Below are 21,337 nucleotides of genomic sequence, written 5' to 3' on the forward strand. Positions count from 1 at the left end.
CAAGGCTGTGGCTACAATTCTCTGCTAACACTCGGGAAGATTTTGTTGGAAAATCAGCGTGCAGCGACAGACTTTCGTTCTACTCGTTGAACTGCGATGACTATTGGGTCCGGTTGTAGGCCATTGACATTCGGATTTCATCAGATTTAGACTTCGAGCATCGAAGAGCGTTCAGGTGTTGAGTTTTCAACTGATCGAATTCGATCACGTCCTTTCGGTCCATCGAGACTCATGGTCATTGTTGATCTCCCGGATGATTTCAGAAGTGATCCTGAAACTGTGAATTTCAGAGGGGTTAATTTCACTCGCTGAATTACTCACAGTTTGAGGTCGAGTTCGAATCAATGCGGTCAGAAGCCCGGCCCAGCTGGGATGCACTGAATCTGTCACAGAACAGTGGAGCACGATGCGTATGTCAATGTTCGGTGTTGAGTCGTTCTGGTCAAATCGCCCGCAGAGTCTTTTAAGAGGGGGCGCCGCAGTCACAGCTGCGTTAATTTCGGGGCCGGTCTTTGGAGCGGAAACAACCGAAGCTGCCGCTCCGGTTTTCAGTGTTGCGTTCAGTTGGCTGGTAGCGGTCGCGGGATCAGTTGCCGCTTTGTATTACGCCTACTTCTTCTTCAAGTGGATGCTGGAGCAGGATGAAGGCGACGACCTGATGGTCAAGATCGCCGGCTATGTTCGCGAGGGAGCGGATGCTTATCTCTGGCGACAGTATCGCGTGGTCGGAATCTTCTTCGCAGTGACGAGTCTCCTGCTGATGGTTGTGGCCTTCGGCTTCAATGCGCTCTCTGGAGTTGTTCCGATTGCGTTCTTGAGTGGAGGTTTTTTCTCTGCGCTGGCAGGCTGGTGCGGGATGAAGACTGCCACTCTGGCGAGTGCAAGAACTGCCCAGGCATGTAAAACTAGTTTGAACTCCGGGCTTCAAGTTGCCTTTAGAAGTGGGGCAGTCATGGGGCTGACTGTGGTTGGTCTGGGGCTGTTGGATATCTGTCTCTGGTTTGGCGTGCTGTACTGGATCTTTCCTCTCTTCGGTGCGGATATGACACTGGAAGAGATCACCGTGACGATGCTGTGTTTTGGAATGGGAGCCAGCAGCCAGGCTTTGTTTGCTCGCGTGGGAGGCGGAATTTTCACGAAAGCAGCCGATGTGGGGGCTGACCTGGTCGGGAAAGTGGAAGCTGGTATTCCTGAAGATGACCCGCGAAATCCTGCAACGATTGCTGACAATGTGGGAGACAATGTCGGCGATGTGGCGGGCATGGGCGCGGATCTTTATGAATCGTATTGCGGATCAATTCTGGCTTCAGCTGCGATCGGTGTGGCTGCCTATCACGGTCACATCAAAATGCAGCTGATGCTGTTGCTCCTTCCAATGGTTCTGGCTGGTCTGGGGATCGGACTTTCCATCGTGGGAGTGTTTCTCGTTCAGACAGATGAAAACGCGGACCAGAAAAAGCTTCTGCGCGCACTCGGAAATGGAATCAATGGCAGCAGCATCGGAGTGGCTCTCGTCGCAGCTGTGCTTGTCTATCTCATGCTTGTGCTGCCTTCGTCGTCGATGTCTGAAGAACTGGCGGCTGAAGGGCTTCGCTATGGTTCGCAGTTGTTCGGAGTTTTTGCAGCTGTCCTCGTGGGACTCTTCTCCGGAATTGTGATTGGCTGGTGGACTGAGTACTCGACGAGTGATGTTTACTCCCCAACGAAGCGGATTGCCGATCAGGCTGTGACTGGGCCCGCGACTGTGATTATCGCTGGTGTTGCCGAAGGTCTTTACAGCGTCTGGGTGCCGATCGTTGTGATTGGTGTGGCGATCGTACTCGCGTTTGGTGCTTGCACCGGGTTTCAGTTTGGTGATTTGAGAGTCTTTGCGATGGGGCTGTATGGAGTCGCCATCGCAGCTGTCGGGATGTTGAGTACGCTCGGCATCACATTGGCGACCGACGCATACGGGCCGATCGCGGACAATGCGGGCGGAAACGCGGAGATGAGCAAGCAGGACCCACAAGTCCGTCAACGAACTGATGCTCTCGACAGCCTCGGAAACACGACTGCCGCCACGGGAAAAGGTTTCGCCATCGGTTCCGCTGCGTTGACCGCACTGGCCCTGCTGGCCGCCTATCTCGAGGAAGTTCGCGTCGGATTTGATCGCTGGGCAGATAGTGTTGAGGTTGCGCTGACTGAGAACCTGACCGAAGGGCAGGCACATGTCGTCCGTTCTGGCGTCCTGGCGGTGCGAACAACTGACGATGTGAAAGCGAACGACGCCTATCTCGTGTTCCCGCCGATCTCACGAGTGCAGTCTGAGCAAACGCGAGACGTCATCGGCCCGGATGCCAAAGTCGGAGAAGTTGTGACGTTGAACCTCGTCGATTTAGTTGATCGAGGCATGGTCGTCCCAGCACGGACAGCGCGAATGCCAGACTTTGTCAGGTACTACGACGTCACGATCATGAATCCGCGTGTGCTGGTGGGGATGTTCATGGGTGTCATGCTGGCATTTGTTTTTTGTGCCATGACAATGAAGGCTGTCGGTCGTTCGGCTAAAACCATGGTTGAGGAAGTCAGACGCCAATTCCGTGAGATTCCCGGGATTCTCGAAGGGACCGGTGAACCGGACTACGCAGCTTGTGTCGACATCAGTACCGGCGCTGCTCAACGCGAGATGATCGTTCCGGCGCTGCTGGGCTTGCTTGTTCCAGTGGCTGTGGGACTTGTTCTCGGTGTGGGCGGAGTCATGGGAATGCTGGCCGGAGGACTCACTAGTGGGTTTGCGGTCGCGATCATGATGTCCAACGCCGGAGGAGCTTGGGACAACGCCAAGAAGTACATCGAGTCGGGAGCCCATGGCGGAAAGGGAACGGATGCTCACAAAGCGGCGGTTGTCGGAGACACCGTTGGTGATCCTTTCAAAGATACTTCCGGACCAAGCTTGAACATCCTCATCAAGCTGATGAGCATGGTGAGTGTCGTTTTCGCCGGATTGATCGTCCAATATGCCCTGAATTTCTGAGAAAGCAGAAATTCTCTTAAACCCGATCGACGGGGTGGGCGTACTGAAAAAGCGGTTAAAATGCTCGCGAAGATCCGGACGAACAATCGGAAGACAGCATCACTGGACATTTTGGTGCTGAAACCGAAAAATGTGGTCAGAGGATTTTTCGAACAGTATTGAAAACCACTTGTGCGAACGAAGGGAAGTCGATTCCGAGTCGATCTATTCAAGCGATTGCACAAGCGGCCAACTTGTTCCCTGCATGGCAGCATTTGGTGTGGTCGACAACCGTGATCGGTCATTCTGAACGGAGCAATCGTAGACGAAAGAGAAAAGAGGGGTCGAATTTGGTCGACACAACCGGAACACGTGTAAGTAAATCTGGCGGAAATGTCACAGGGATTCGAACCGAATCTGCAATACAGACTGCCTTGGAAAATGCACGCCGGGTTGCTCAGGTTTGTGATGAATTCCGAGGTCAGGACACCATTGTTCTGGATGTGACTCACATTACGCCGCTGTTTGATTACTTCGTCATCACCACAGGTCGAAGCCGTCGGCAGCTGCATGCCATCGCTGATCAGTCAGATGACGTGATGGATCAGCAAGGAACCAAGCGTCGAAGCACAACGGGTTACGAGACAGAGTGGATCTGTCAGGATTACGGAGATGTCGTGCTTCACGTATTCTCACCGGCAGCACGAGAACAATATTCTCTGGAAGATTTGTGGGCCGACGCGATCCAGGTCGAATGGTCGAACGGTCACGTCTCTGAAAGCGAGAACGGCGAAGAGTAAGGCAAATCCGACGAGAGATGTCGTGCTTCCTGTGCGAGTCTCGATGACAAAACTGCCTCCCATGTTGAGTTGAGAAATGGTTTCGTTTCCGCAACTTGGCGTTCGATTGAAGACAGCTCTTTTGTTGAGTCTTTTGTGGATAACGGTCTCATGTTTCACAGAGCATGGGACCGTTTTCGCTCAAGAGACAGAAAGTTTCTGGGGCGATTCACTCCCGGAGATCTCGACGCTGATTCCTGGAAAACTTCAGATGCCGCAGTTCGATTCAAAAACACTCGGAGGGCGACTCTTCTGGGGTGATGTCCGCTTCTTTCGTGGCTATCGAATCCAGCAAAACGTGCTGACCGAACATTACCGACTGCTCGACCCGTTCGACGTTCGACGCATGTCAGGTTCGCGGGAAGACTGCGAACGTGCACTTGAAGAGATCATCGTCGAGAAGCAACTCGAGCCGATGTCCGGGACGGCTGTCGTTGTGATTCACGGGATTGCCAGATCTTCTAAGTCGATGACGAAGATGTGTCGCGGGCTTGAAGAAGCTGGCTATCTTGTCGTGAATTTCGACTATCCCAGCACGCGTCTTCCACTGGCGCAGTCGACTGCGTATCTCTCTCAAACTTTGGCTTCGCTCGAAGGAGTGGAGAGGATTCACTTTGCCTGTTGGAGTATGGGCGGGCTTTTGGTCCGATCCTATCTGCGGGATTACGAGGAAGAACGCGATCCGCGAATCGGGCGGATGGTGATGATGGGAACACCCAATCAGGGAGCAGAGCTCGCCACACTGCTGCAGAAGAATTTGGCGTTTCGCGTCGTTTTCGGCCCGGCCGGGCAGGAACTGATTGCTCACCCGGAAGGGCCGGTGAATTCACTTCCAGTTCCAGATTTCGACTTCGGAATCATCGCGGGGGCTCGCGGCAACGATCGCGGCTGGAATCCATTCATCCCCGGTGACGATGACGGAACCGTTTCCGTCGAAAGTACTCGCCTTGTCGGGGCGAGGGATTTCCTGATCGTCAAAGCACTTCATTCGTTTATCTGTCTTCAGCCTGAAACGATCGAGGCAGTCAAGAACTTCTTCGAGACCGGTGCGTTTCGGGAAGATGGGGAGCGTGATCCCGTGCTGCAATTGACTTCTGATCTCGACCAATCAGAAACAGTTGATCAGTCAGGCGAGATCATTCAGGACTGATGAATGTTGATGTCACCCGGAGATTTTCTTTAACGTTCGGGGCACCTTTGGGGGTCTCATCGGGCCGAATCTGCGGCACATCCGGACAAATCTCTCGCGGTCTATCCCCTCTCTGATTTTCACGTGCTAACCTAGTCAGCTTGTGAATTGAATTTCGACCCATATCCGTTCAACGCTGACTTCTTCGATGAACATTCTTCACGAGCTACAGTCTCGATTTGCAACAGCCTTGGCTGATCTGACAGACAATCCCGAACCGTTCGCCGCGATGGTGAAGCCTTCGCAAGATGGAAAGTTCGGTGATTTCCAGGCGAATTGTGCCATGCCGCTGGCGAAACAGAACGGCGTCAATCCGCGCGAACTCGCGTTGAAGATCTGCGAGCGACTGAATGTTTCGGATCTGGTTGAACCCCCAGAAGTGGCGGGCCCGGGGTTCATCAATTTACAGCTGAAAGACGAATTTCTGCTGAATGAGATTCAGCGAAGCTTCGCGGATGAGCGATTGGGCGTTGCACGAGTCAATTCCCCGAAAGACATGGTCCTCGACTTTTCTTCTCCGAATGTCGCCAAACCGATGCATGTCGGACATCTGAGGAGTTCGGTGATCGGTGATGCACTCCAACGAACGCTCAAATTTCTCGGCCATCGAGTGATCAGCGATAATCATATCGGAGACTGGGGAACCCAGTTCGGGATGATCATTTACGGATACAAAAACTTCGTTGATCAAGCTGCCTACGAAAAAGATCCTGTCGCAGAACTTGCCCGACTTTATCGACTCGTCAATTCGTTGAGTGACTATCACTCAGCAGTCAGCAGTCTGCCCGCTTTGGAAGACAAGCTCAAAGCTGCGAAGTCGGAATTGCTTTTCAATGAAGGCAATGCGGACCCAGCTGACAAGAAGGTGAAGAAAGCTTTGAAGAAGCAGCGTTCCGAAGTGGAATCGCTGAAGAGCAAGATTGAAGGACAACGTGCGAAAATTGAATCTGTTGAGAGCGATCCGGAGCTGAAAGCGTTGGCGGAGGCTCATCCCGGGATTGCACGTTCGGCACGTGATGAAACAGCCAAGTTGCACGCAGGTGATCCGGAAAACTTACGTCTCTGGAAAGAGTTCGTGCCTGAGTGCGTCGATTCTCTCAACCGCGTTTACGAGCGACTTGATGTTCACTTTGACAAGACCTTGGGCGAGAGTGCCTATCAGCCTCTTCTGTCGGATGTTGTTGCGGACCTGAAAGCTAAGGGGCTCGCGAAAGAGAGTGACGGCGCCATCTGCGTTTTCATTCCGGGAAATGCCGCTCCGTTTATCGTTCAGAAAGCGGACGGGGCATTCACTTACGCCACGACAGATCTGGCGACAGTGCAATTTCGAGTTCGTGAGTTTGATGCAAATTCGATGCTGTACGTCGTCGACGCCCGGCAGAGTGAGCACTTCAAACTCCTGTTCGAGACCGTCCGGCTTTGGTTGGGAGTCGAAGTTGAACTCGTGCATGTCAGCTTCGGAACGGTCATGGGCGACGACCGGAAACCTTTTAAAACACGTTCCGGAGACACAGTTGGTCTCGAGAGTCTGCTCGACGAAGCTGTTGCGAAAGCTCGCGAAATTGTCGCCAGCAACGACGATTCCAAGACCGACGAAGACGGACAACCTGCACCGGAGCTTGATGAGTCAATACGCGATGAAATCGCTCAAATCGTGGGGATTGGGGGCATCAAGTACGCCGATTTGCATCACAATCGTGAGAGCGATTACGTGTTCGACTGGGACAAAATGCTCGCCAAAACCGGCGACACAGCGACCTACATGCAATATGCGTACGCGAGAATTCAGGGGATCTTCCGCAAGGGAGAAGTCGATGTCGAAGCGTTGAGAAGTCTCGACACGCCGATTCTCATCGAAGAACCCGCTGAACGTTCGCTGGTCCTGAAACTTCTTCGATTTGAGGAAGCGCTCGATGCAATGGCGTCCGAGTATCGTCCTAATATCCTCACGCAGTACCTGTTCGAACTCGCCGGCGAATTGACGACATTCTACGACCGCTGCCCAGTGTTGAAGGCAGAGGAAGAACGGGTTCGAACCAGTCGGTTGAAGCTGATTGATTTCGCGGGACGAGTGATCCGGCAGGGGCTGGACTTGCTCGGGATCAATGTTTGTGAACGCATGTAATTTGGCGAGCGTGATTGTTGGCAAGGTGCTCGCGTTGTCTGCGTCGCCGATTGAGAGGACTGAAAATGTCTGAGGAAAAGGTGCTGGTCGGAATTATCATGGGAAGCACTTCCGACTGGGAAACGATGAAACCAGCTTCGGAGATTCTCACTCAGTTCGATGTTGCGCACGAATGCCGAGTCGTCTCCGCCCACCGAACTCCGGATCTCATGAATGAGTACGCAAAGACCGCAGAAAGCCGAGGCTTGCAGGTCATCATTGCGGGGGCAGGGGGGGCTGCTCATTTGCCGGGGATGGTTGCTTCGCAGACCGTTCTTCCAGTGCTGGGTGTTCCGGTGAAGAGTCGCGCGTTGAACGGGCTTGACTCGCTCCTTTCCATCGTCCAAATGCCGGGAGGGGTTCCAGTTGGTACTCTCGCGATTGGTGATGCTGGCAGCAAGAACGCTGCGTTGTTGGCCGTTCGAATTCTCGCAACGACACGTCCGGAACTTCGCGAGAAGCTTCACGCCTTTCAATCCGAACAGACTCAAAAAGTGCTGGAGAACTCAGAGCTATGTTGAAGGAGATTTCCCCCGGATCTGTGCTCGGTGTCCTTGGCAGTGGTCAGTTGGGACGCATGTTTGCGATCGAGGCACGCAGGCTGGGATATCGCGTGCATGTCTTTTCTCCGGAAGAAAACACACCAGCTGGAGCGGTTGCTGATACTGAATGGTGTGCTGAGTACGAGGACTTCGATGTCCTCGACGAATTTGCGAAGAGCGTTGATGTCGTCACGCTGGAGTTTGAGAATGTCTCAACTGAGGCATTGAATCGGCTTGAACGCAGCGTGCCTGTTCGGCCCGGTCCGCAAGTCCTGGAAGTTGCTCAAAACCGGCTCGAAGAAAAAACGCAGATGCAGAAGTTCGGCCTCGCAACGGCTCCCTTCAAACGCATCGACTCGCTCGAAGAATTGCAAAGCTCTCTGACCGCATTCGGTGGACAGGGAATTCTGAAAACTGCCAGCTGGGGTTACGACGGAAAAGGTCAGAAGTTCGCGAAGTCGAATGATGATCTGGAAGCCATCTGGTCCACCTTTGAGGGGCAGCCCGCGATCCTGGAAGGTGTCGTTGACTTCACGCGCGAGCTCTCAGTGATTGGCGTGAGGGATTCCCGAGGGAACTTCATCAACTACTCGCCGATCGTTAATGACCACGCGAATCACATTCTCGACTTCTCCTCAGCTGCCCCTGAACTCGTCGATCAGAAACTCGTCGACGACGCAGGAGAAATCGTTCGCACGGTGATGGAATCACTCGATGCCACTGGCGTTCTGTGTGTGGAACTGTTCGAGACAAACGACGGGCAACTGCTCGTGAATGAAATCGCTCCACGGCCTCACAACTCTGGGCATCTCACGATCGATGCTCATCTCTGTTGTCAGTTCCAGCAACAGGTCCGTTCAATCTGCAATCTTCCACTTGGTTCGACAGCCCAGCGACAACCTGCCGCTATGGTTAATCTGTTGGGCGATCTGTGGCCAGACGGTGGACAGCCTGAGTGGTCGCAAGCGCTGGAGTATCCGAACCTCCGAGTGCATTTGTACGGGAAGGAAGATGCAAAACCGGGGCGCAAAATGGGGCACATGACCGCAGTGGATGCCACCATCGAGCAAGCTCGCAACACAGTCAAGCAGGCGCGCGAAGCACTTGCTTGATCGACTGAATGCGGAGAGGCTTTGAGAGCGGATTAAAAGTCCATGCCTTCCGGTAGTCCCATGGGGCTCTTGTCGCCGAATTTGAGCATCTCGCGAAGCCAGGTGAGCTCGACTGTTCCGATCGGACCATGACGGTTTTTGGCGATGATCAAGTCAGCTTCACCGGGGCGGTCTTCCGGATCGTAAGCTTCCGGTCGGTGCAGAAACATGACGATGTCCGCATCCTGTTCGATGGCACCACTTTCACGCAGGTCGGAGAGACGCGGCCGTTTATCTTCTCGCTGTTCGACTCCACGGTTCAACTGTGCCAGTGCGATCACGGGAATGTCGAGGTCTTTCGCAAGAAACTTCAGCCGCCGAGTGATCGAAGAAATCTGCTGCTCACGCGGCATGTTTTTGTCTTCGGTTTCAATCAGCTGAAGGTAATCGATGATGACGATGTCGAGCTGCGATCGACGTTTGAGTCGTCTTGCGATGGCAGCGATCTGTGACATCGTTCGACCGGCGGTGTCGTCGATGAAGATGTGCAGCTTTCGCATCTCATCCGCTGCTTCCATGAGCATACTCTGCTCGAACTCATCGAGTTCGCCTTGTCTCAGTTTGTGTCCACTCAGCTTGGCTTTGATGCAGAGCAAACGTTCGGCAAGCTCGATCTTGGATTGTTCCAGACTGAAGAGGAGTACACCCCGTTGTGCGTGAGACACCGCCATCGCGAAGTTACACACGAGCGCCGTTTTTCCCATACTCGGACGGGCTGCGAGGACGATCAATTCGGAAGGTTGGAACCCGCTCGTGTAGTCATCGAGACCATTGAATCCGGTGTGGAGCCCGCTGACGTTTCCTTCCTGGTCCATACGTTCGAAGATACGCTGGAATGTGGCGTCCAGAATATCGTCGATGGCGATCTTGTCGATGTTCTCCTGTTGCTCGGCAATTTCGAAGACTCGTTTCTCAGCCCGAGTCAGAATGTCTTCGATGTCGCCTGAACCATGATACGCTTCGCGGAGAGAATCCGTGCAGGCGTCGATCAAGCTTCGCTGCAACCACGTGTTGTGAACGATCTTCGCGTAATACTCTGCATGCGCAGCATGGGGGACCGAACCCATGACTTCATTGAGGTAGGCCGCTCCTCCGATTTCTTCGAAGTCGCCTCGCTTTTGAAGTTCGTGCGCAAGGGTCACGACATCAATGGCCCGCACACCCTTTTCGTACATGTCGTGAATGCACTTGAAGATTCGCCGGTGGGCGTCCGCGTAAAAGCAATGCGATTGAATGTGCTGGATGACTTCATCGAACGCTTCGCTGGAGAAGAGCAGACTTCCCAGCACGCTGCGTTCGGCGTCGAGGTCCTGAGGAGGGACTTTGCCAAGCAGATCGAGAGATGATCCGTTGTCAGATTTGGATTTCGCCATCACACCCTCCGTGATCGTGTTGCATTCTTTCGATCGCCTGCATCTCGAGAGCAGATTGCTCTTTTCTGTGCACTCGCTTGCACTGTTTCATAAATTAAAAGGCTGTGCTTGCTCGTGCGAGATCGTGCACACCAAATCAGAAAATGCTCTAACTGACTGCGATTCTTGCAGGCAGTCGAAAAAGGGAGATTATGTCGATCAGTCGTGGGGAGTTTACAGGCAAGAGCACTTCGCTCAAGGAAGTCTTTTGCAATTGATCCCGCGTACGCTGATTGAAAATTTCGCAGGCACCAAACAAAAACATCCCGCCAATGAAAGACGGGATGTTGTGAGTCAATGTTCAATATGCGGTGAGTCGTTTCTCGCGAAGCGAGAGGTCGCTCACGTCGTTGATTGAACTATTTGATCGAAGCAGTTGGAACCACCCAGACTTTCACTTCCGTGTTGATCTGTTTGTCGAGTTCGATCGGAATGGTGTACATCCCGAGGCCTTTGATCGGTCCGTCCATGCGGATGTGGCTGGCATCGACTGGATAGCCTGCGTTCTGCAGTGACTTCGCGATATCGGCAGCCACGATCGATCCGTAAAGCTGACCTTCTTCGGTGGCGTTCGCTTCCAGCGTGACGCTGTAGTCTTTGATTTTGTCAGCGATCGCTTTGGTCTGCTTACGACGAGCGACCATCAGCTCTTCTTGACGCTTGCGATGGCTTTCGACCATCTGCTTGTTCGCATCTGTCGCGACAGTTGCCAGTCCCATGGGGACGAGGTAGTTGCGAGCGTATCCGGGTTTAACACGGACAATCTGTCCCTGTTCGCCGAGATTGTCGACATCTTCTGCCAACAGAAGTTCGATGCCACCGTTGCGATCTTTGGAACGAATTCGCTGTCCACGTTTGCGCTTAACGACCATTACCTGTGTACTCCTCAATCCTCTCGTGTGACCGCTGATCGTAGTTGATTGTCACAACGTCTTGATTCTAAAGCGTCGCTGCTCACGACAAACTAAAATGGAACATCATCATCTGAGAATCCGGACCCTGACGAAGAGGAGTCGGAATCGTAGAACGAATCGACAGAACTGGATGAGGACTGGGAATCGTAGTTGGATGAGCCGCGACCTCCTCCTCCGCCGCCCCCACCAGGACCCGATCCTCCACCGCCGAGCATCGTCATGTTTTCACCGACGACTCGTAGTTTGGACCGTTTCTTACCTGATTCTTTGTCTTCCCAGGAGTCGAGTTGTAGTCGTCCCTCAATCAGGACAGAACGTCCTTTCCCGAGGTATTCTCCGGCGACTTCCGCCTGGCGTCCCCACAAGGTGACGTCAACGAAAGTTGTTTCTTCACGCTTCTGATTCTGCTGCTTATCGTACCAGGTGCGATTCACAGCCAGACCGATTTCAGCCACTGCTGTTCCGCCGGTTGTGTACTTCACCTGTGGATCACGTGTCAGATTTCCAACAAGAATCACTTTGTTGAAGCTGGCCATCGAATCCTCCTCATGTCTTCGAAATTGCAGGGTGCAGGTCTACGATGCACTCGCTTCTGCAGGTTCACCCTCGGCTTCTTCTCCCTGTTCCTCATGTGACGCAAATTGTTGAGTCAGCAGTTCGAACAGTTTCTCTTCGTGCTCGAGGATCAGGTGGCGAATCACAAGATCGCTCAGCTTGCAGATTCGGTTGAGTGTCTCAACCTGGCTGCCGTCCATCGTGAAGTATGTCAGCAGGTGCAGGCCTTTGCGGTGCCCATCGATCTCGTAAGCGAGCTTGCCTTCTTGCCAGGGAGAGATTGTCACAATCTCTGCTTCACAGCGTTCCAGGATTTCACGAACTCCGTTCTCAGTTCCTTCAGGATCCTGAGCAAAACGTCCGCTGTCCAGTAGAAACATGCACTCGTAGCGTTGCTGTGCCAATGTTGTCCCCTTGAAATTTTGTGTTGTGTTCTTCGTTGGAAATTGAGTTTTTATTGCCGTGATGAGATCAAATTCTCAATGATCGCTCGCACGCCACAAAGTAATCGTGAGAGGGGATCGGCGATGTCATTCTCTGTCTGGTTGTCACCGTCTGATGGCGGCAAGTCTGGCAGTTTAACAACTTTCGTTCAGCCCGTCATTCATCCTTCTGGCTGGACTGATTGAATGCATTCATGGCTGCATCCGCACCTTGTAATGCCCAGGTTTCCATGGCGGAAACGGATCTCGCAAGGCACTCTTCCATGTCTGGAATTTCCGATTTCGCGAATCTTTGAAGGACAAAGTTCGCCCCGCTGATCCCTTGCGGAGGACGACCAATTCCGATTCGAAGTCGTGCAAACTCATTCGAGCCGAGTTGGTCTATCGTGTTCTGGAGTCCTTTTTGTCCCCCAGCGGAACCCGACGCTCGAATCCGCAAGCGACCGGTCTCCAAATTCATGTCGTCATGAACGAGCAAAAGGTCCGAGAGATCGACTTGAAAAAAATCGACGATCTTTCGAACACTTCGCCCAGATAAATTCATGTAAGTTTGAGGAGCGGCGAGAAAAACTCGTTCTGTTCCAGCGAGAACTTCCGCCGTTTCCGCGTCAAACTTTGTCTTCCAGTTGGTCTCCCCGAATCGACCTGCGAATGCAATGAGTGCTTCGAAGCCGATATTGTGACGAGTTCCAACGTATTTCTTACCTGGATTTCCTAGGCCGACGATGACTTTCACGGCTTCGACCTTCCAGGTCACTGTTTCGAATCGGTGATCCGAACAACACTTTTACAATCAGTTACTTTAGACCTTCGCGAGAAAGCAGTCATGCAGGCGAAGTGAAGTTGTTTACTCTTCGGCAGTCGCTGGAACGTCTGCTGGATCTTCCGGTGCGTCTTCTTCGACAGGTTCCACGGCTGGTGCTTCGTGAGCAATGTGGACGACGACGGAGTCTTCCGGGCTGGTGACTGTGAGGCCAGCTGGCAGTTCCGTCAATTCGTTGACGTGAAGAGAGTCACCCAGTTGCAGGTTTCCGATACGGACGGTGATTGACTCAGGGATTTCAACCGCGAGACACTCGATTTCGATGGTGTGCATCGGTTGTTCCAAGATACCCCCTTGCAGGACGCCAGGCGACGTTCCGCGAAGAGTGACAGGAACTTCCACTTTAACACGTTCGTTCGGGTCGACTCGCAGGAAGTCGATATGCATCACGTGCTTGCTGAAGGTGTCCCATTGGATGTCTTTGATGAGAACCTTCTCGAGTGAGCCTTCGATTTCGAGATCGAAGACTTTGCTGCCGCTGTGAATCATCCCGTGGACGATGTCCGCTTCCATTTGGACAGCTTGCGGAGTCTGTTTGTGGCCATAGACGTTCGCAGGCACAATGCCTTCGCTTCTGAGGCGGCGCGATGCTGTGGAGCCGATGGAAGATCTGGTGGCAGCTGTTAATTTTTCGATCGTCGACATGACTCGCTGAAACCCAATTGCAATAAGGATGGTGGTTTATGTCAAAAAAGATGTCGCCGAGCCTAACGTCGGGGCATCCTTGCCGAGCGACTTTCATCGCTGCGGCAGATTCTCTCTGTCTCTGAATTCCGTCACTCAATATCGAGAGCCTGGGCGGCTCAAGCTGACTGGCTCCCGAACTCTCACCAGGAGAGCAGTGGAAATTGCTTCGATGCGAATCCGACAAAGAGATGTCAGTCAATATTCTTTGCGTGGTGAACTTCTGGGCTGTTCCAGTGATTAAACCACTAAGATTGAACCACTGAAAACGGCAGATTCCCTGATCCATTTATGCGAGAGAGTGTCAGTACAGCCTCACCGGCATCTTCAGCATGGATTTCAGGTGAAACGTGATGTTACCATATTGCTGCGTCAGCAAATTGTGGCCAGACGTTCACACGGATTTTCCAAGATGTATGGAAAGTCCCGCACGTTAATGGCTTTGGTCTCTTATTTCAAGACTCCAGTGAGATCCTTTTTGAAAGGCAGAAAAGCTCGTGACTGCTGTGCTGGTCTACGTTACGACGTCGTCTCGCGAGGAAGCTCTTTCAATTGCGCAAGTCGCTGTTGAAGAAGGTCTTGCGGCGTGCGGAAATGTCATACCGGGAGCCGTTTCGGTGTACAAGTGGGAAGGCGCAGTTCAGGTTGATGACGAAGTCTTGTTGCTCCTGAAAACGTCTGATTCCAAGGTTCCCCAATTGAGTTCCAGAGTCCGGGAACTGCACTCGTACGATCTTCCCTGCATCGTGGCTTATTCTGCGGTGGGAGGAGATCCGGAATATCTGAAGTGGATCGAAGATCAAGTTGACGGCGGTTGAGGGTCTCAAATCGTGGTCTGGGTCTCGTCAAAATTCACTTATCTGACCCTTCCCGGATTTTGACCGTACCTCTCGAACCTGATAGCTTTGTCGGGTGAAGAATGTGTCGTTGAGCGTTCGTCGTCCCTTCCATTGATTTAATCGGAGACAGGGTTTCGGACGCAAGGTTGTGTTGTGAAGCCGACAGGATGGGATCTCTCCGTATGGATACAGACTACGAAAACACTCTCGACGAGAACGCCGAACCGGTTCGAGAACTGACAAAGGGGCAACGACGCGTCCTGGGAGTTCTGGTCGAGAAAGCACTGACGACGCCGGATCAGTATCCACTGACTTTGAAAGCTGCAACCAGTGGAGCGAATCAGAAGAGCAACCGCGATCCGGTGACGAACTACTCCGAAAACGCTGTCTGGGATTTGCTCGATCAACTTCGCGAACTCGGTCTAATTGCAGTGGTGCATACCGAGTCGGGTCGGACGGAACGGTTTCGACACTATGTTCGCAAGCGGTATCCGTTCACCGAACCGCAACTGGCGATCATGACCGAGCTTATGCTCCGCGGAAAGCAACAGCTCGGTGAACTTCGCTCAAGAGCCAGTAGAATGGTCAGTATCGAGTCCCTCGATCAGCTTCGAAGTGAATTGACGAGCCTCGTTGAACAGGGATATGTCCGCTCGAATGGACCGCTCGAACGGCGTGGAATCGAAGTCGACCACAACCTCTACCCCGCTTCAGAACAAGCTCCGACTTTTGAGGCTTCCGCTCCAGAGACAGTAGAGACTTCCGCTTCGCCTGCTGCATCTGCAATGCCTCGTCGATCGGAAAACGTGGCTTCGGGACCTGAAACAGTCGCTCTGCAAGCCACTGTAGAGTCGCTGAAGAGCGAAGTCGAAGAACTGAAAGCGTCGATGGAAATTGTGCAGGATGAACTCGCCCAGTTGCGAAACGCCTTGGGAGTTTGATTTGCTTCAAAATCACAGAATTGCAACTTTGAGGAAACGCCCGAGCTTCCTATTTCGGCGAGGTCCAAGTTGCGATTCTGTCGTGAGTTTGCACGCTCTGCGATCATTTGTCTTGTTGCTTCCGTTGTTGAGTCTTGCTGTATTCGCAACGAATGTTGGGGCTCAAGTCCCAACGAATCAGAATGCAGAAGTTGAGAAGCTCGCTGACGATGAGGATGTGAACCTTTCCTTCTCAGCGGTGATCCCGCGTGATCGGGATCTCGAGCGGCTTTTCGGTCAAGTGAGAAGTTCGATTCAGGCTGGGGATTATCCGTCGGCTGCATCGGTCCTGGCCTCCGTTCTTCAACGTGAACAATCCGCAGTCGTTTTGAGCAATGGAGTTCTCAAAGACTCAAGTTTATCTGCGCTGCAGCTTCTCAAATCGTCTCCGTCGGAAGTTCTGGAATCGTATCGAAGGATTGCGGGGCCGACAGCAGATGCTGCATTGAAGTCCGCCCGGACAAAGTCGGACATCACCGAATTAAGATCCGTGCTCGTTCGATTTCCGCAGACAGCTGCTTGCGACGCAGCAGTTCGAGAAGTTGCTGCCGTGATGTTCGATCAGGGAGATTTCTTCGCAGCGAGCACCGTTCTGACGGAAGCAGTCAGTTCAGGCCGAGCTTCGAGTTCACTGATACGACTCAGTGATGCAATGATCCAACGGCTTGCAGCTGCTTCAAGCGATGGTCGATCCGATCGCGAACTGAGTGGCGAGGGCTCTGGGATTTCGGTGCCAGTGGTTTCTGCTCCAGTTTGGGAACTTCCGCTCGAGCACTCTCAAGCTGTGAAAGATGTCGAAAGGTTCGGGCTGCGAGACTTGCGGGAAAACGGTTTGACGCCAATGGCTTCCTGGCGGGCAGCGTTTGCTGAGAACCTGATGGTCGTGTCAGTTCCTTCAGGTTTGATTGGCATCGATACAGAAGATGGAAGCGTTATCTGGACACGGGAGTCCGAAACATTCTCGGCGCGGCCGTTTCTCGAAGAACAAACAGGACTCCGAAATCAGCGGTCGGATACACTCGTGCGAAGTGTCCTGAGTCGTTTGTTTGGTGAGTCGCTCTTTTCACATCTGCTCGTCGACGGTGAGAGCTTATTCTGTGTCGAAGCAGTTCCGTTGGAAGCTTCTTCTCGTCCCGGTCAAAGTGATGAGGGGCGTTTTCAAATCTCGAATCTCGACGTCCATACCGGTGAAGAGAATTGGGTGAATCGAGAGTTGTTCACCGATCTGGACTACGCTTGCAGCCCGCCCGTCGTTTTCGGGGAATCCATTCTTGTTCTGATTGAGCGAAGCGAGGAATCGTCTTTCGTGTTAGTTGCTCTCGATAAGCAAACTGGCGAACTGCAGCGGAGTCTCACGCTGTGCAAGCCGATGAGGCCGATCGACTTATCCGCCATGGAGAGCGGGGCAGTGCATCGCAAGAATGACGAGGACTGGCGACGTCAGAATCTGGCTTGTCCGATTGTGATTCGCGGGGCGACAGCATTCTGCCCAACCGGGGCGGGGGCTCTGGTCGCTGTGAATCTGGCCAACTGGAACGTCGACTGGATGTATCGATATCCGCGGTCGGATGTTCCTTCGATTGGGCCCGATTTCTATGGTCCTGAGTTTGGGCTGACCGGGTTCCAGTGGTGGGCCGGATGGCAACAAGTTCAGGTAGTCACGGATGCAAACTCGCTCATTCTTTGCAGCCCAGAATCGGAATTGTTGCATTGCTTGAATCCGAACTCAGGAGAGCAGCGGTGGTCGAGTCCGCGTGGTGACGGTTTGTATGTCGCTGACGTCGGCGACGATTCCGGTGTGGTCGTCATCGGGAAAGACTCAGCTCGATGTTATGACACCGAGACAGGTCACCTTTCGTGGGATTCGTCGATGGGATTCCCGGCTGGGTTCGGAATTCGTGATCAGGAATTCCTACTGGTGCCGGATAGTTCATTGGGCTGGACTCGGATCAAGAGACGAACCGGTGAGCAAGCGACGTCGGCATTGAACTGGTCAGCTCCACTCATTTCGAAGACTCACGCATCGGCTCCCAAGCTGCGGAACTTCTTTCAAGATGGCGAATCCGTTTACGAGATTTCATTCGATCGAATTGCCAAGTTTCAATCCGCCGAGGGCTTCGAGCAAGAGCAGTCTTTTCCGACTGAGAACACCGGGATCGATCAGGCTCTCCTCGCACTCGAGTTAGGAGAATATGATCGGATGGGTTCACTACTGAGCGAAGAGCTGCACGCTTCCGATCTTGATGATGACAAATTGGGGCTGCTGATTCAGCATCTTCAGAGGGTCTCCATTGAAAGCCAGAACGAGGAACTTAGAACTGCTGCCCGCGATCAACTTCGCTCATCTAACCTTCCGATGGATTTGCGGGCGGCCTGCTTTGCGACAGAGTTGACGGAACTGCTGCGAAGGAGTGACTGGTCGCAGCTCGAATCGCTCTTGATAGAGACTCTCTCTGGAGAACTTCCAACGAAAGGGTATTGGCAGGCGAAAAACCGGCGTGTGCGTGTTGATCGTTGGTTTGCTGGTCAGCTGCTGACTTTGGCTCATCGTTTGTCTTCTGACGATCGAACTCAGCTCGATCAACTGATGAAGTCGGTCGTGACAACTTTGCAGTTCGATGATCCGGAACAAAGCCGAAAGCTTCAGCGAATTCTAGCTAGAACACCGTGGTTGGATCTGGTCGATTCGGAAAGCATTCTGGAGCGACAACTGCTGGAAAATTCGATCGAAGAACGGTTGCTTCAGCTTGAGTTTGAGGCATGTACCGTCGAAGCGACGGATTCTGAAGAAAGTGAGCCTTCGGATACGTGGCCGTTACGTTCTCCTCGAAAAAGGATTCAAGCTTCGGGTAGAAGTCTCGTCAATTTTCTGCCGATTACCGTTTCGGATGCGTGTGGGCGCGTGGCGACGGACTGGAACGTCTGGATCGATGTGCCCGGGCATCGCGGATTGCAGTTCTCGGGGAGTCAGTGGTCGCGTCCCTGGAACGCCTATCTGCCGCCAACTGTTCGAGGTTTGCGATACGAACCAGGACTTGTACGGGCGTGGGCGCTGGGAAAACTTCTTGTCATGCAGGTTGGCAGCGAGGTCATGGGGTTTTCCCCGTTTGATGCTCAGGGAAATCCGAACTCGCGTCAGTTGTGGCCACTTGGCGGACAAACGATTGATACGCTCGGTGATCGATCGAATTATCTGCTCTCATTCGTGACGCATCCCATGGAATCGACATCGGGATTTCCATCGCCGACTGACGAACGATTGAACGAATTCGGGCATCAGGCTGCCAGTGTTGGTCCGGTCAGACCGGGGTACTTCTGCATTCAACAAAAGGGCATGCTAGTTGCATTTGATCCATTGACCGGCGAAGAACTTTGGCGGCGTTATGATCTTCCGAAGCGGGCAAAATGTGTCGGCGACGATCAGTGGGTGATTGTCCGAAGTCCCTCGGAAAAGAAGCTCCAAATTCTCTCAGCGATCGACGGAAGTCAGGTTGGAGAAAAACTCCTCAAATCTGATGACGTGACTCCGCTGTATGGTCTCGGGAGATTCGAACTTCAGCAGCGAGATATTGCTTCGAGTGAAGGGCGTCAGTTGGAATTACGCTGGATGGACCTGGCGACTGATGAGCCGGTGTGGGTCAAGCAGTTTCCAACGTCTTCAATTCCTTTTGAGTTCGATCGCGACCGATTTGGAGTCCTCGGTGAAGAGGGGCAAGTCGAAATCTTTAACGTGGAGACGGGTGAGTTGTTCTTTGCTGAGGAGATTGACGAGCTCGCAGATCGAGATATCGAGCGAATTGTCTGCAGCGTCGGTCAGAATGATTGTCTCGTGATTTTCTCCGAAGCAGTCAGTGATCCTAGTTTGGTGAATGCACCACAAACGAGAAAAGGTTTTCGTAAAGAGTTGGTCAACGGGATTGCGATTCTGTTTGAACGGCAAGACGGCCAACCTGCATGGATTCGTCCGCTTGAAAACACGGTGTTTCCTCTCGATCAGCCTGTCGACTTACCGGTGTTTGTCACGGCAGAATCACGATTTCCCGAGGACGCGATGGACCAGCAGGTCCCAATGAGTCGCGTCTGTGTTTACGATCGCCGCTCCGGGGAGTTGCTTCATACCGATGAGAGTTTGAATCCGGTTCCTTCTTACCATCTGTCTGGTAATCTTGAGGCAGAAGAAGTTGTCTTACGAACACGCACATCCGCCGTCGCTCTGGACTATTCGAATCCTGAAGAGTCTCAGGATGCGACGTCTTCAAATCCCAACACGGAGTCTCCTAATGAATGAACTTAGTCGAAGATGTCTCGCGATGGCGGCATCTCTTTGTCTTGTGGCAAGTGTCAGTGTTGCGGAAGACGGTGTTCCGGACTTGCTTGATCGAATCAATGATGAGCACGCACGCAACGTTGTCGATCTTTGGACGTATAACGACATTGCAAGTGCTCGAGAAGAAGCTCAGAAAGAAGACAAGCCAATATTTGTCACGTTTCGATGTGTTCCGTGTCGCGACTGTGCTGGGTTCGACGCTGAGGTGGCACAAGGGAGCGAAGTGATTGCTGAGTTCGCACGTGAACACTTCATCCCCGTTCGACAGGTCGAGATGAAGACAGTCGATCTGGATCAGTTTCAGTTTGACTACGATCTCAACTGGGCAGCGATGTTCATCAACGCTGACGGAACGGTTTACGCTCGATACGGAACACAGAGCGAAGAAGGGGCTGATGCTTACAACTCGATTGCCGGTTTGAAGAAAACGATGGAGCGAGTGCTTGAGCTTCATAAGAACTATCCCGAAAACCGTGAGCTGCTTGTTGAAAAACGCGGTCCCAAGAAGGAAACACGGTCAGCACTTCAGCTCCCCGGGATGGATCACGCAGCAACGCTCGAGGGGCTCACGACTCGGCAGAACTGCATTCATTGTCACATGATCCACGATGCAGAGAACCGTGCTGCGCAGCGAGAGGGAACGTTCAACAATGATCGATTGTGGAGATATCCGCTTCCGCAAAATATCGGCCTGTCGATTGTGCGTGATGACGGTCGTCGGATTGAGTCGATTGCTGAAGGGACTCCAGCTGCCGAAAGTGGGCTGGTCGCCGGGGAAGAGATTGAAGCGATTGAAGGTCAGGTCATCACTTCGATCGCTGACATGCAGTTCGTTCTCCATCAACTCCCGAATGAAGATGTCAGTCTGACAGTGACCGGAAGTCGTTCAGGCGATCACCAGTTGTCTCTTAAGAAGGGGTGGAAGAAAACAAATCCTTCGTGGCGTGGATCGCTGTATTCCGTTTCACCGAACATTCGAACCTGGGCTCCACCGGCTGAAGACTCTGCGCGTTCTGATTTTGGTATTCCGGAAAATGAAGGGCTGCTTGAAGTCAAATTCATCAACGGAACGACTGCTGGAGGAAAGGCAGTCAAAAAAGCTGGCGTCCACGTCGGCGATTTCATCATCGCGATGGATGGCAAACCGCTGCCATTGACGACTCCAGAGTGGCAGCTCGCTTTGAAACTCAACTACAGTGTCGGCGATACCGTGCCTCTGACTGTTCTCCGCAACGGAAAACGAATTGACGTTGAAGTGGAACTGGTTGAATAAGAATGCGCGGATCGGTCGCGGATGAGAGGGATCGAACGTTGCGGCAGGTCGGCATTGCCATAAACTGAAGCAGTCTGAAAGCTGGAATTGGAATTGTTGAACGATTTCGACGACGATTCCGGTTCCCGGACTGTTTGCATTTTTTTAGAACGGATTTCACAAACGCGCACGAACACGTCAGCGGTGTGTTGATTCACCTCTTGCGGAGAA

General features: G+C 52.8%; 16 protein-coding genes. 10 read left to right on the forward strand and 6 right to left on the reverse strand.

Features of this window, described 5'->3' with window-relative positions; all coding sequences use genetic code 11:
• Positions 1–406 precede the first annotated feature (406 nt).
• The 6 genes from AB1L42_RS07100 (at position 407) to AB1L42_RS07125 (ending at position 8,838) form a co-directional block, all read left to right on the forward strand.
• Positions 407–3,013, forward strand: a complete 2,607-nt coding sequence (locus AB1L42_RS07100) for a sodium-translocating pyrophosphatase (protein ID WP_367052876.1) — start codon at positions 407–409, stop codon at positions 3,011–3,013.
• A 329-nt stretch (positions 3,014–3,342) separates the two neighbouring features.
• Positions 3,343–3,792 carry a ribosome silencing factor gene (gene rsfS, locus AB1L42_RS07105; RefSeq protein WP_367052878.1) on the forward strand — a complete coding sequence of 150 codons (450 nt, stop codon included), beginning with the start codon at positions 3,343–3,345 and terminating at the stop codon, positions 3,790–3,792.
• A 76-nt stretch (positions 3,793–3,868) separates the two neighbouring features.
• The gene (locus tag AB1L42_RS07110) at positions 3,869–4,981 is read left to right on the forward strand and encodes a hypothetical protein (protein WP_367052880.1); all 1,113 of its coding nucleotides are present in this window, start codon (positions 3,869–3,871) and stop codon (positions 4,979–4,981) included.
• A gap of 187 nt (positions 4,982–5,168) precedes the next feature.
• Positions 5,169–7,145: an arginine--tRNA ligase gene (argS, locus tag AB1L42_RS07115; RefSeq protein ID WP_367052882.1), complete on the forward strand. Its 1,977-nt coding sequence runs from the start codon at positions 5,169–5,171 to the stop codon at positions 7,143–7,145.
• Positions 7,146–7,210: 65 nt separating this feature from the next.
• The gene (gene purE / locus AB1L42_RS07120) at positions 7,211–7,705 is read left to right on the forward strand and encodes a 5-(carboxyamino)imidazole ribonucleotide mutase (protein WP_367052884.1); all 495 of its coding nucleotides are present in this window, start codon (positions 7,211–7,213) and stop codon (positions 7,703–7,705) included.
• Positions 7,699–8,838 (forward strand): 5-(carboxyamino)imidazole ribonucleotide synthase, encoded by a 1,140-nt coding sequence (locus AB1L42_RS07125; RefSeq protein ID WP_367052886.1) that lies wholly within the window; start codon positions 7,699–7,701, stop codon positions 8,836–8,838. The genes purE and AB1L42_RS07125 overlap by 7 nt, the downstream gene beginning before the upstream one ends.
• 32 nt (positions 8,839–8,870) lie before the next feature.
• Here the strand turns inward: AB1L42_RS07125 and dnaB are convergent, their stop codons facing one another.
• The 6 genes from dnaB to AB1L42_RS07155 all read right to left on the reverse strand — a co-directional run bounded on the left by dnaB (position 8,871) and on the right by AB1L42_RS07155 (position 13,669).
• Positions 8,871–10,250: a replicative DNA helicase gene (gene dnaB, locus AB1L42_RS07130; RefSeq protein WP_367052888.1), complete on the reverse strand. Its 1,380-nt coding sequence runs from the start codon at positions 10,248–10,250 to the stop codon at positions 8,871–8,873.
• 398 nt (positions 10,251–10,648) lie between these two features.
• Entirely contained in the window at positions 10,649–11,161 is a 513-nt protein-coding gene (gene rplI / locus AB1L42_RS07135; protein WP_367052890.1) for a 50S ribosomal protein L9, read from the reverse strand.
• A 92-nt stretch (positions 11,162–11,253) separates the two neighbouring features.
• The gene (gene ssb, locus AB1L42_RS07140) at positions 11,254–11,739 is read right to left on the reverse strand and encodes a single-stranded DNA-binding protein (RefSeq protein ID WP_367052892.1); all 486 of its coding nucleotides are present in this window, start codon (positions 11,737–11,739) and stop codon (positions 11,254–11,256) included.
• 39 nt (positions 11,740–11,778) lie between these two features.
• Positions 11,779–12,162: a 30S ribosomal protein S6 gene (rpsF, locus tag AB1L42_RS07145; RefSeq protein ID WP_367052895.1), complete on the reverse strand. Its 384-nt coding sequence runs from the start codon at positions 12,160–12,162 to the stop codon at positions 11,779–11,781.
• 196 nt (positions 12,163–12,358) lie between these two features.
• Positions 12,359–12,958 (reverse strand): aminoacyl-tRNA hydrolase, encoded by a 600-nt coding sequence (gene pth, locus AB1L42_RS07150; RefSeq protein WP_367052897.1) that lies wholly within the window; start codon positions 12,956–12,958, stop codon positions 12,359–12,361.
• Between the two features lie 90 nt (positions 12,959–13,048).
• Entirely contained in the window at positions 13,049–13,669 is a 621-nt protein-coding gene (locus AB1L42_RS07155) for a 50S ribosomal protein L25 (RefSeq protein WP_367052899.1), read from the reverse strand.
• Between the two features lie 536 nt (positions 13,670–14,205).
• Between AB1L42_RS07155 and cutA the strand changes: the two genes are divergently transcribed.
• From cutA to AB1L42_RS07175, 4 genes are all read left to right on the forward strand, one after another.
• Positions 14,206–14,526, forward strand: coding sequence for a divalent-cation tolerance protein CutA (cutA, locus tag AB1L42_RS07160; protein WP_367052901.1), 321 nt, complete (start codon positions 14,206–14,208; stop codon positions 14,524–14,526).
• Positions 14,527–14,714: 188 nt separating this feature from the next.
• Positions 14,715–15,488, forward strand: a complete 774-nt coding sequence (locus tag AB1L42_RS07165; RefSeq protein WP_367052903.1) for a DUF480 domain-containing protein — start codon at positions 14,715–14,717, stop codon at positions 15,486–15,488.
• A gap of 82 nt (positions 15,489–15,570) precedes the next feature.
• The gene (locus tag AB1L42_RS07170; RefSeq protein WP_367052905.1) at positions 15,571–19,815 is read left to right on the forward strand and encodes a PQQ-binding-like beta-propeller repeat protein; all 4,245 of its coding nucleotides are present in this window, start codon (positions 15,571–15,573) and stop codon (positions 19,813–19,815) included.
• On the forward strand, positions 19,808–21,127 hold the full coding sequence (locus AB1L42_RS07175) for a Trx7/PDZ domain-containing (seleno)protein (RefSeq protein ID WP_367052907.1): 1,320 nt from the start codon (positions 19,808–19,810) through the stop codon (positions 21,125–21,127). The genes AB1L42_RS07170 and AB1L42_RS07175 overlap by 8 nt, the downstream gene beginning before the upstream one ends.
• Positions 21,128–21,337: the final 210 nt, after the last annotated feature.

This window comes from Thalassoglobus sp. JC818 (assembly GCF_040717535.1).
Classification (GTDB): domain Bacteria; phylum Planctomycetota; class Planctomycetia; order Planctomycetales; family Planctomycetaceae; genus Thalassoglobus.

Bases quoted from the DNA above. Each gene is read 5' to 3' on its own strand.
- AB1L42_RS07100 (WP_367052876.1), top strand. From the start codon at position 407: ATGCGTATGTCAATGTTCGGTGTTGAGTCGTTCTGGTCAAATCGCCCG.
- AB1L42_RS07110 (WP_367052880.1), top strand. From the start codon at position 3,869: ATGGTTTCGTTTCCGCAACTTGGCGTTCGATTGAAGACAGCTCTTTTG.
- argS (WP_367052882.1), top strand. From the start codon at position 5,169: ATGAACATTCTTCACGAGCTACAGTCTCGATTTGCAACAGCCTTGGCT.
- purE (WP_367052884.1), top strand. From the start codon at position 7,211: ATGTCTGAGGAAAAGGTGCTGGTCGGAATTATCATGGGAAGCACTTCC.
- AB1L42_RS07125 (WP_367052886.1), top strand. From the start codon at position 7,699: ATGTTGAAGGAGATTTCCCCCGGATCTGTGCTCGGTGTCCTTGGCAGT.
- dnaB (WP_367052888.1), bottom strand. From the start codon at position 10,250: ATGGCGAAATCCAAATCTGACAACGGATCATCTCTCGATCTGCTTGGC.
- rplI (WP_367052890.1), bottom strand. From the start codon at position 11,161: ATGGTCGTTAAGCGCAAACGTGGACAGCGAATTCGTTCCAAAGATCGC.
- ssb (WP_367052892.1), bottom strand. From the start codon at position 11,739: ATGGCCAGCTTCAACAAAGTGATTCTTGTTGGAAATCTGACACGTGAT.
- AB1L42_RS07155 (WP_367052899.1), bottom strand. From the start codon at position 13,669: ATGTCGACGATCGAAAAATTAACAGCTGCCACCAGATCTTCCATCGGC.
- AB1L42_RS07165 (WP_367052903.1), top strand. From the start codon at position 14,715: ATGGGATCTCTCCGTATGGATACAGACTACGAAAACACTCTCGACGAG.
- AB1L42_RS07175 (WP_367052907.1), top strand. From the start codon at position 19,808: ATGAATGAACTTAGTCGAAGATGTCTCGCGATGGCGGCATCTCTTTGT.